This window comes from Paenibacillus sp. Marseille-Q9583, from assembly GCF_976954365.1.
On record NZ_CDRJTB010000109.1, the window covers coordinates 1 to 11,132 of the forward strand.

Below are 11,132 nucleotides of genomic sequence, written 5' to 3' on the forward strand. Positions count from 1 at the left end.
GAATTGGAGCAAGCTCGTTAGAACCCTTCAGCATCATGAACTTCTCTTAGTGACTGGAGGGAAGGGCAGCTTTATGATGGAGCGAAAACGACATTCGTTTAAAGCTGGTATGTTATTCTATATTTCTCCAGATGTTAAGCATTCAATAGAGATAGATGCTGAAGATCCCTTATGCTTTCTGTCCGTTCATTTCAACTATGCGAAGGTGAGCATGAACGAGGAGAACTGGGGAATTAGTGGTGATGTGGATTCACTCCATTTGCAAGCTGTATCCGGTGTTAAGACCTCAAACAGATCTGAAGATGAATGCAGGCGGCGTCGTGGTATAGATACAATTGTCTTGTGTGGTATTTCTACATCCATAGGTGTGGATACGACAGCTAGAGAAGCTTATCAGCTTGGTTATCGGGAAGATTCGGTCGAGTGGTGAAGTAATATCCCTGTTAAAATAGGATGAAAAGCCCTCATGCTCTCTGTAATCCCAGAGATTGTCATGAGGGCTTTTGTTTGAAATCATGTACTTACATGAAGATCAGAAGTAGTATCCCAGCCAAGAAGCAGTAGTAAGAGAAGTACTTCAAATTACCTTTAGCCATAATCCCCATAAACCAGCGCATAGAAAAATACGTAACGATTAGTGTAGTGATAAATGCAATGAAGTATGGAATTGCTAGTTGCGCTCTGTTCGGGTCACTGGCAATATCAGATACACCCATAACAAGTCCGCCCAGACTGATTGGAATATACAGCATAAAAGAAAAGCGTAAAGCAGTTTCTTGCTTCATTCCCACAGCAATGGAAGAGATGACCGTTGCGCCTGAGCGACTTATCCCAGGAATAAGAGCTACAGCTTGGGCAAGTCCGACTATGACTGCATCCTTCGCTTTTAAATCCCCGTCTTGTTTACGACCGCGAAGATTACGAATTAACCATAAAGCAACCCCGGTTACCAGCAAGGCGATGGACACGGTGTGTACTGACGAGAAGATCTCCTCAATTTGGTCCTTAAAGAACAAGGCTACGATAACCGCAGGCATAGTGCCCATGATAATGTACAAAGAGAACATAAAATCTGACTTATATTCCTCTTTGCGGGTCAGAATAAATTGAACGAATCCAGTGATCAATCTTCCGATATCCTTGCGGAAAATAAAGCAAATCGCAATTAGAGAAGCCGTATTTGTAAGAATTTCAAATGATAGCCCATTCTGTTTTAAGCCTAGCAATTTCTGCGCGATGATTAAATGGCCGCTCGAGGAAACGGGGATTGGCTCAGTTGCCCCTTGAACAAACCCTAGAAACAAGTATTTAAGCCACAGTATAATATCTTCCATTTTTCCTCCCAGTATTTTTGTAATCTTTTCAATCATATCTCATTCAATGAAGAATTGACAATAGAACCATCGTGCCATATCGAAGTTCATCGCCTAAAATGAGGGCTTGACTGAACCAGTTATAATATTCTTGAATGGCTTCTTCACTAACCGAGCCTATCGCGAAAGTAAACTAAATGAGGTGGAACTATTTGTAGTTCATTAATTAAAATTCATCGGCAGGACATTCCGAAAGCCGCCAGCGTTCTGGCAGAAGCCTTTGCAAAGGATGATCCATTGTATCAGCATATTTTGCCTGATGAAACAACCAGACTCCGCGTATTAAACATTTTTTTTCATCGTTATATTGAGATGCTGTATCCTTATTCGGATTTACTAACGACGTCAACAAATTATGAAGCTGTCGCCTTGGTGTTCCATTCGGAGCGTCAGAGCGGGACATTGATTTCGAACGTCAACTATATGAAACAAATTGGGCTGGCGATTCTCAAGTGTTTACCGATTTCCCGAATCATTGGTGTGCGAGGATTTATTCGAGGGTTAGCCACTTTGCGCAGTATGAGCTCCTTATGGTTATCGATGTTTGGAGATCAGAAGTATATGCATTTGGATATGCTTGTAGTGCAAGAACGTTACCGTGGGCAAGGATATGTATCAAAGATTATGATGCCGCTGCTCGCCGAGTGCCGCGAGAAGAATGCATTATGCACGTTAGAGACACAGACGCCAAGTAATCTTCCCATCTATGAGCATTATCAATTCCGCACGGTTAAGGTTATCCCCTTACCCAATAGTACATTAGAGCAGTATTGTATGGCATATACTCCAGATTCTGCAGAGTAGAAATGCGTGGATAGAATCTATTATTTTGTTTAACAATAAATAGCACAACCTTCGATGAATTGATATAATAGAAACATATATTCGCGTACTTAAGAACCCTATACGGATGTATACGGGTTTTATTTTTATTTGGTGAGGATGGCAGAAAGATGAATTGGTCGGATTTTGGCGAACGAAACAAACGATTGAATCCCCTATGGAATCTGGGGGCTGGCATGAACCTTGGCGAAATCCAACCGTACAAAGAAATGGTATCTTTAAGCATCTTGTTGCAAGTCTATTATTTGGAGCTAGAATCCAATGAGAGAAGATCCAAGGAAGATATAATAGCGTTGGCTTGGACTGCATTGGAACGGTTCAATATTGCGAATCTCGGGACTACCGAATCCGTAGAACGTTTAGTAGACGGCCTGCTCTGGAGCGGAAATGGTGGAGATTTCGAATCCTATTATTATGATGATGCGGCTCGGCAAATGTCTGTGCAGAAATATAAGTATTTCATGGTGGATGAGGATGCGACCCGCAGTAGCTGGGAAGAGAGCGGCAGAACAATCTATCGTCTCTCCGAATATGCCATGGAGCTTATTTTTATGAGTCATGAGATTATCGAAGAGTTCCAGATCAGCATCAAGCTGCTCGAGATTCAGATGCATATTAAGCATGGACGTGTAACTCGGGCGCTTCAGGATGTGAATGAGCTTATCTCCCGGGTTAGGAAGATGACCCATGAGCAGCAGGAATACCGGAATGCATTGCGCCGTAACCCGAAGCATATTTTTAGTGAATTCGGAGTGGCCCGGCATCAGCGACTTGAAGAAATTCATCAGCAATTCGATGAGGAACGCAAGCATTTTGATAATATTCATCGTTCTCTGGCCCGGCTAGCCAATGACGAGAAAGATGTGATCGACTTTAATGAGATCCGTATTCTTTCTGAACGAGTCGAGCTCTCAAGGCGTGTACACGATGAGCTGGCTGAGATAGTCTTGAATATTTTCGAGGTGGAGACCAACTTAAGATTGAACTTTCCTGAACTATTCTGGGGAGCCGCCGGCTTTAATTTTCGTACGCATGTATGGGAGGAATGGGTTAAAGAAGAGGGTCTGCCAAGCGGTGACAGTCTTGATCTGCTGTTAAGTGGATTGTTCGCTCCGAATCAGGATTTTGTCTATCCACTTCCTTGGGCTTGGGAGGAACAAGAGGTTGGTTTTATCCCGGATATAATAATAGATGAACTTGAAGATGAGCTCTATGCTGAGAATGCTCAATATATTCCTAAAGGAATTCCATGGGCGGAAGTCGTTGAACTGTGGAAGCCTGTGTTCAGTGCGCTAGCCGAGCGGGGAAGCTTTACGTTTACTACAGAAGCTTTTACCGAGGAGGAATTAATAAGATGGGCACGCACACCAGATGCTGTCGATCTGTGGGTGCAGTTTTTTCATTCAGAGATTGTAGTGCAGGAACAGGCTCCGGAGAACTGCAACGGATCTGATGAATGCCAGCTGCTAATCAGGTACGTACTAGCGGATGATCCTCAACTGGAGAGCTTGCACGGCAAGCTGTTGCGGACGAGCATTGCGCAAGAATCAGCCCTAAGGGTACGCTGGTCTGGTCTAGACATTAGCCCATATACTATTACGATCGTGGAGAGGTGAGAGGTTACTAGCATGAGTTATACATTAGAACAGGTACAGCAAGCTTCACGGCTATTTTTTGAATTACTTCGTAAAAAAGTAATCCCTCTCGATGATCCTGCGGCAGCGGAATGCCTGCAGGATGCAGGAACATATGATGCGCTTCAATATGTTGCCAAGGAGGCAGGCTGTCGAGTGATGAATTCGGGACACCGTCTCCATCTGCTCGTCAATCCACTCGGGTCAGTGTTCGCCACCAACTTTACCCAGCTGAAGAATAAATACTCACGAATTGAGCGCAAAACTCATTTACATATCATTAATATCATCATCCTTGTGTTTCTGGCTGAGATGGATCAGGACGACACTCACTTTAAGTCCGGGCAGGACAGTATGTCCTATATACAGATATCCGATCAGGTGTCTTCACTTTTCCAAGCATGGATGCAGATGGATGATGAAGGTCGGTTTAGTCAGCAGTGGCGCTTGGATATCCAAGCGATGTCGAAGGTGTGGACTAACCTCTATATGCAAACTAAGAGTCAGGAAGAGAGCGATCTTCTGACAAGAGGCGCAGGCTCACGAATTGGGCTGATTCATGAAGGCATGAAGCTCCTGGAAGAGGAGAAGCTCGTGTTCATCTCGGAGTCAGAGAAGCGGATATTCCCACGGGAAGAGCTTTATGAGAGAATGCGGTATTTATATCATGATGTTGACCGGTATCAGGAATTGAAGAAACTCATCGGACGAACTTTAGCTGAGAAAGACGGTGCTATTCATGCCGCGGATTGAACGCATACGGATTACAGGACTTAAATACGAGAAAATGCTCAAGAAATATGATGATATGATTCTGGACCTCTGTAACGAAGAGGGGCCAAGCAATACACTTATTACGCTTATGAATGGTGGCGGGAAGGGCGTACTGCTGCAATCCATATTTCAGTTATTAATGCCCAAAACGCCATGGGGAAAAGACAGTGAGAACCAGGTGGAAGCATTTTTTCATAATCATAAAAAACAACTTAAACCTTATACCTTTCATGTAGCTATCGAATGGCATCTGGACAACAATGAGCGTAATGAATATATGACGACTGGTATTGCTATGACGGCACATAACTCACTGGATCAGCAGGATATTAAAGTGGATTACTTATTGTACGCACTTTCAGATTACGGCGAAGCGTCTGAACTTACCCTTTCAACGTTGCCACTCTTCGATGAAGAGACTGCTGAACCTACGAGTTTTGAAACGATCCAGCAATTTATACGAGATCGGCGGGGAGAAATTGTACCTTTCGGTAGCCATAGCTCGGATTTAAAAAGATATTATGATTTCCTGGCTACCCGGGATATCCATATCGCCGAGTGGCGCAATATGCGGCGGATCAATGGGGAAGAGGGCGGTATTAAAGGTTATTTTAAGAAGAATGACGCCTTTACCAACCATAACTTATTCGAAAAGCTAATTATCCCTGAGATCGGCTCCAGTCTAAATGAGGGACCCAAAGAAGAAGACAATACGCTGCAGCGGATGTTCATTGATACGGCGACAGTAGCTCAACGTCTACCGATGCTTGAACAGCGGGAACAGGTCTATACAGAGTTTCTTGGCATGGCCGCACCTTTATACGAGCTGGTGAAGCTAGGAGTAGAGGCAGAGAGTGTTGTTCAAGAAACGGAACTTCGTGGACGTCAGATCTATACGGTTATTCATGAAGAACAGAGAAATGCGGAAGAAGAGCGAAGTAAGGTTGGTAATGAACTGGCTGAGCGTTATCAGGATGCGAAGCAATTGCGATTTGAGACAGACAATCTAAAGTATTTGCGCAGTAAGGAAGAAATGGAACTGAAACAGGAAGAGTTCAAAAAGCTTAGTGATGATCAGAGACGTGCACGTGGACGGCTGGACGATTCCAAGACTCAGGAGAAAAAGCTTGAAGTGGCTCATTTCTTAGCTAAACGTATGCTCCACACACGACAAATTGAGCAGTGGCAGAAAGAAATTCAAGCGATCGAAGGATCTCTGGAGATGAAAGAACGTCAAGAAGTCATTCAGACGGCTAAAGAAAAGCTTCGTAAACAATGGGATTTGGTGTCAAGCCTCTGGCAACAAACGATCAGAGGATTTGGAAACGCTGAGCGAGCACTGACGACTGAAGAAAAAGGTCTGCGCAAGGAGCGGGAGAGCTTCCTGTTGGAGTTAGCAGGCCTGGATATTCAGATTAATGATTTGACGTTATCTATCCGTCAATATACAGAAGAACTCGGAACATTCGCAGCTCAGCATGGTCAGGACACTGCACATGCTCCGGTGGCGGCGCTTCAACGTACGATTTCAGCTGCCAAAACGATACTTCTGGATATGGAAGTGCTAGAGGAACAGCATAAAGAGGCAGAGAACCGAAAGCTGGCACTGCATAAGAATCATGCCGAGCTCAGCGAGAAGCATCGCTCTTATGAACGAGAGGTAGACGAGCTCGGGGCACTGCTTGATTCGCAGACCTATAAAGAATCACAATTATGGTCACAGATTGTTGTTCTACTGGAAATGTTTGATGAACATAATCGTTTGGGAGCTACTGGCCTTTTTGAAGAGCAGGATACGATTCAACTACGATTTATTCGAAAAATGGATGAAGTGGAGCAGCAGACTAAACGTTCCAGACGAGAGTACTATAATCAGCTTATGGACGTGGAACTTCAGAACCAATCCTACTGGCTGCCGAATTCAGATATTCTCGCGGTCAAGGATACACTCGATTCGCTCAAGATTCAATCCACACCGGGCAGTTCCTATTTAAATGATCGTCCATACCTTGAACGTGAGGAAGAACTAGAGCGACATCCACTCCTTCCTTATAGTCTGATTGTTACCCGGCGCGAAGCTGATAAAATCAAACCGGATTTGCTGAAGGACACACTGCTGAAATCAGCGGTGCCTATCTTTATCCGTGAAGAGATGGCAGCTTCAGATCCAGTATCTTATAAGCTTCTAGCTAACCAAGGCCCACAAATGGTACTGGAGCCAGATCGGTTCTTAAACTTTAAGAGCGGTATTCAGGCAAAGCTTAAGGAGCAAGAACAAGTGCTTCAGGACGCGGAGGCTTATTTATCGAAGTTGAAATCTGTGCGTCAGGAATATGAGCGGTTATATCAAACAGAGAACACTGTGACGATTACAGCCAAACGCAATACCCTTATGAAACTGCAGAGTGAACTTCAGCAGAGCATTATCAATCTGGGCAACGAGATTAATGAGAACGAGAGCACGCTTGCTCGGATCGGTCGGGAACTTATAGAGAATAAGGCGCTTAGTGCTGAGCATGAGCAGAGAGCAGCAGCGTTGCAAGGTTGGATTGAACGTTCAAAGAAGCATGAGCAGGATCAAAAGGAGAAGAAAAAGTATACAGATCGTAAGAGTCTAGTAAGCAAAGAGCTAGCGAGTAAGGACCAGCAGCTCGAGCATCTTGAAGCGCAAATGGTAAGCCTTGGCGGAGAGCGCGAGAAATGGATGGGAGATGCCAAGTATGCTCTGTTTCCTAGACTGCAGCATTGGTTCCCTGAAATTGTATTTCCGACATATTATCAGCTTTCGGATGATATGGAACCCACACCAATCGATCCCGTAGAGCAGAACCTTCTGTTGCAGCAGCTCAGTACCGTTGAAAGTCTGCAGCAATCGCTGATGGAGAATGAGCTTGAAATTCGAACAAGAGCCGCCCAGATTAAAGCGGCGAGCGAGAATCTAACGGAGCTTGAAGCCAGCCTGAATCAAGTGGATGAGAATTGGCGGAAGGTAACAGAGCCTGCTGAATCTACTGAATCCATTATGGCTGCAAGAAACCGTCAAAAGTCGGAAACTGCTTCACTGGAAGAAGACTATCAGATGGTTCACGATTCTTTCATCCGTTGCCAGACCGAATTGGAGAATTTGCAGAAGGAATTGCGTAAGGTAGAAAAAGGAATCAAAGAGAAACATGAGCGTGCCGTGGAAATTTGGAATGAGCAACTCGAGCAAAAAGAGGCGGACATCCAGGAGCGTTTCCAAGAGAATGAGCTCATGCTTAACCAGTGTAAACGATCTTTGGAACGAATGGATAAGCTTATTCAGACGTTATCCAATCAAATCAAGATCATGAATGCACATATTGAGGATCGGGTCAATCTACGGACTGTGCCAGAAGAATTAATGCTGAGCGTAAGAGAAGGCTGTGAGTCACTGGTTGCCGATTGGCTTCTTCGTATTAAGGATAGCCGAGTTAGACGGGATGAGGTCTCCAGAAAGGTGAAGGAAGAGAAAAATTCATTGACCGGAAAACTTGCCAAAAACGAACGGAATTCTGAACTGGAAACCAAGATTCTAGATCGTTTAAATACGGTTCATTGGGATAACTTCGCTATTGCTCAGCAAGTCCTAGACTCGATGTTACGTAGTTCACGCGATCAGATTGAGAGCATTCAAAGCGATAAGGAGGATATGGATCTGTCCCGCAAGATGTGGGTAGCCCGGGCTTCTTATCGTGTAGTACAAATCATTGATATTATGAAGCGAATGGAACGTCGGATGATTATTCATAATGAGAATAATTATGCCTTCCCGCTGGTACGCCTGAATTATAAGAATATCAATATACCGAGATCAAGCGATGAGGTAGAGCCGATGGTGAGCGACTATTTCAATCGGTGTATCCATGAATTACTTTCAAAGTATCCAAAGATTGAACAAGTGCCAACACTTATAATCAAAGAGGTTATTAATGACGGACGAATCGTCTATGCGGCGCTTCAGAATCGCTTCCCGATTCTTCAGGTATATAAACCAGTAACGGAAAATTACTTCCTCTACGCCGCTCCAGAAGACTATCATTATTCCGACTGGGAAATCATCAATAGGGGTGCGCTGGATGAGGCTGTTGGCAGCGGTGGACAGCGCCAATCTGTACAGCTGCTGGTAGCCATGATGATCATGACACATAAACGTGTAAATCGTGAGAACAAAGGGTGGACGGTCTTTTTATATGACAATCCTTTTGGAGAAATGGTTTCTAATAACGTGCTTGATCCCGTATTTGAAATTTCTAAGGCTCTTAAATTTCAGTGGCTGATTGTAACGCCACCGGAGCTAGTGAAGAATGACGTTAGCGTTCGCTTTGGTGTGTACTGGCAGCTCTATTTCGGAGGTGTCAAAGGGGACATGCTAGAATCCACCCTAGTCAAGGGAGGAAGAAAGCTCATTCCTGTTTCACTTTTTTAACCATTTGCATCCGTAATGGAAGAGCTCCAGCAGCATAATGCTACTGGAGCTTCTTTTTCGTTATACATGATCCTTATCATCCTCGCTTATAACGCTTACCGGCCTTAATGGACACCGAAGGCGTATATGCTTACGATAATAGAATTAATGAAATTTCGAGACTGCGGAGAAATGTATGCGAAAAACCGAATACAATGTGCCACCGGTACGTAAAAGAGGCGAATGTATGCGAAAAACCGAATACAATGTGCCACCGGTATCGTTAACGAGCCGAATGTATGCGAAAAACCGAATACAATGTGCCACCGGTATCGTTAACGAGGCGAATGTATGCGAAAAACCGAATACAATATGCCGCTGGTAAAGTAAACGAGCCGAATGTATTCGAAAAACCGAATACAATGTGCCATCGGTATCGTTAACGAGCCGAATGTATGCGAAAAATCGAATACAATGTGCTGAAGATAACGTAAATGAGCCAGCACCGTTATTTCCCCAAATTACCCGGGAATGGGCTTGTTATTAGGGAATAAGTGCACTATGGTCCGTTAAGCGCAACCTCAGTACGAAGGTATGGATACTAGTATGAATAAGGATCATTCATTGCGGCACTTCAAATACTATACCGCAGCTTCCTCTGGCTCTAAAATTTTTGGAATGGTTACCGTAAATGTTGTGCCTTGCTCAGGGACACTTTCTACAGTGATCGCTCCGCCATGATTATGTACAATATTCTGCGTGATCATAAATCCAAGGCCTGTTCCTGTTTCTTTTGTCGTATAAAATGGTTTACCAAGTGCTTTAATCTGTTCATCTGTCATCCCGCAACCTTCATCTTGCACGCTGATTCGGGCTTCGCTTTCATTTGTAAGCACGTGAATATATATATTTCCTCCACTATTCATGGCTTCCATCGCATTTTTAAGTAAATTAATAAATACCTGTTTCAGCTGATAAGCCTCACCTTGGATCCATATGGAGTGATCTGTACAGACAGGGAGGATCTGAAGGTTTTTCAGTGCAGCTTGTCCATTCATTAGTGTGGTGACTTGTTCTAGTAAAGATAATAAATCCACTGGTTTACTGACATGCGTCGTTTGTGGCTTGGATAAGACCAGCAGCTCGTTAACGATAAATTCGATGCGCTTTAATTCTGACTCAATAATGAAAAAATATTTATCATTCATGCGCTCGGAAGAACGAAGCAGCTTCATAAAGCCGTTAATAGCGGTTAGTGGATTTCTTATTTCATGAGCGATTCCAGCTGCTAATTGCCCGGCAGTAGATAATTTCTCGGATTGGATTAGCCGTTCTTCTTCCAGCATTTGCTGAGAGACATCTTTAAATATTCCGATAAATGCCATGTTTCCATTGAAGATAATCGGTAATGTGAATCCATCCACAAATTTCTGCTGACCATTTAAGCAATTAATTAAGTAGCAAACCGAGCCAATCGTGTCACCACTGTAATATCTTTCCCTTCGTTCTTGTAGGATTGTATGATTGGTAAGATCTACAATATTAGTAGTTGATGTACCCGCCAATTGATTCAGACTCTCCGCATGGATTAACTGTAAGCCCGCTGAATTCACATACTGAATAATCCCTTTTGTTGTAATAACAACGGTCAGAGGTAATCCCTCCAGGAGTTGCAGGAATGATTTATCTTTTTCTAGTAGACTACTTTCCGCTTCTTGTAGCTGAGTTTCTATTTGCCTGATCAAGGTTTTGTTCTCAAATTGAGTAAAATAATATAGGGGTGCACCATTAGCATCCGAAATGATAGATATGGAGATCTCTATTGATAACAGCTGTCCGGTTGGTAGGTAGTAGGCCTGTTGGAATCGATGCGGATGGATGTTCATAGAGGAAAGAGACCTTCCAAGCTCAGCAATTTCATGGATCTGACTTAGAAGGGCTCGGACGGATGGTGAAGGTGTTATTAACTCGTTATGATCATATCCCAATAGGGTACTTAGGGTTGAATTCCATTTTAGGAACGTTCCATCTAACGAAACTAGAGCCATTCCAATTACTGCATGTGTAAAAGCAAAATCAAAA

Annotated in this window: 7 protein-coding genes and 2 pseudogenes; 7 read left to right on the top strand and 2 right to left on the bottom strand. The window is 43.7% G+C overall.

Annotated elements, in window-relative coordinates; genetic code table 11:
• Window positions 1-76: 76 nt before the first annotated feature.
• Window positions 77-166: pseudogene (locus ACWNM1_RS29020) on the top strand (hypothetical protein); the annotation flags it as partial.
• 147 nt (window positions 167-313) lie between these two features.
• A pseudogene (locus ACWNM1_RS29025) lies at window positions 314-412 on the top strand (isochorismatase family protein); the annotation flags it as partial.
• A gap of 109 nt (window positions 413-521) precedes the next feature.
• Here ACWNM1_RS29025 and ACWNM1_RS29030 read toward each other — a convergent pair.
• Entirely contained in the window at window positions 522-1,334 is an 813-nt protein-coding gene (locus tag ACWNM1_RS29030; RefSeq protein WP_449603705.1) for an undecaprenyl-diphosphate phosphatase, read from the bottom strand.
• Window positions 1,335-1,610: 276 nt separating this feature from the next.
• Here ACWNM1_RS29030 and ACWNM1_RS29035 point away from each other — a divergent pair, with 276 nt between their 5' ends.
• The 5 genes from ACWNM1_RS29035 (at window position 1,611) to ACWNM1_RS29055 (ending at window position 9,435) form a co-directional block, all read left to right on the top strand.
• Complete coding sequence (locus ACWNM1_RS29035) at window positions 1,611-2,177, top strand: GNAT family N-acetyltransferase (RefSeq protein WP_449603706.1); 567 nt, start codon at window positions 1,611-1,613, stop codon at window positions 2,175-2,177.
• A 149-nt stretch (window positions 2,178-2,326) separates the two neighbouring features.
• Window positions 2,327-3,832: a hypothetical protein gene (locus tag ACWNM1_RS29040; protein ID WP_449603707.1), complete on the top strand. Its 1,506-nt coding sequence runs from the start codon at window positions 2,327-2,329 to the stop codon at window positions 3,830-3,832.
• 12 nt (window positions 3,833-3,844) lie between these two features.
• A complete protein-coding gene (locus ACWNM1_RS29045) occupies window positions 3,845-4,603 on the top strand; it encodes a DUF6063 family protein (RefSeq protein WP_449603708.1) in 759 nt (252 codons plus the stop codon).
• Window positions 4,590-9,071, top strand: a complete 4,482-nt coding sequence (locus tag ACWNM1_RS29050; RefSeq protein ID WP_449603709.1) for a hypothetical protein — start codon at window positions 4,590-4,592, stop codon at window positions 9,069-9,071. Before ACWNM1_RS29045 ends, ACWNM1_RS29050 begins: the two co-directional genes overlap by 14 nt.
• Before the next feature lie 226 nt (window positions 9,072-9,297).
• Window positions 9,298-9,435 carry a hypothetical protein gene (locus ACWNM1_RS29055; protein WP_449603710.1) on the top strand — a complete coding sequence of 46 codons (138 nt, stop codon included), beginning with the start codon at window positions 9,298-9,300 and terminating at the stop codon, window positions 9,433-9,435.
• A gap of 256 nt (window positions 9,436-9,691) precedes the next feature.
• Here ACWNM1_RS29055 and ACWNM1_RS29060 read toward each other — a convergent pair.
• Window positions 9,692-11,132, bottom strand: a 1,441-nt coding sequence (locus ACWNM1_RS29060; RefSeq protein WP_449603711.1) for an ATP-binding protein, incomplete at its 5' end; no start/stop codon positions are given.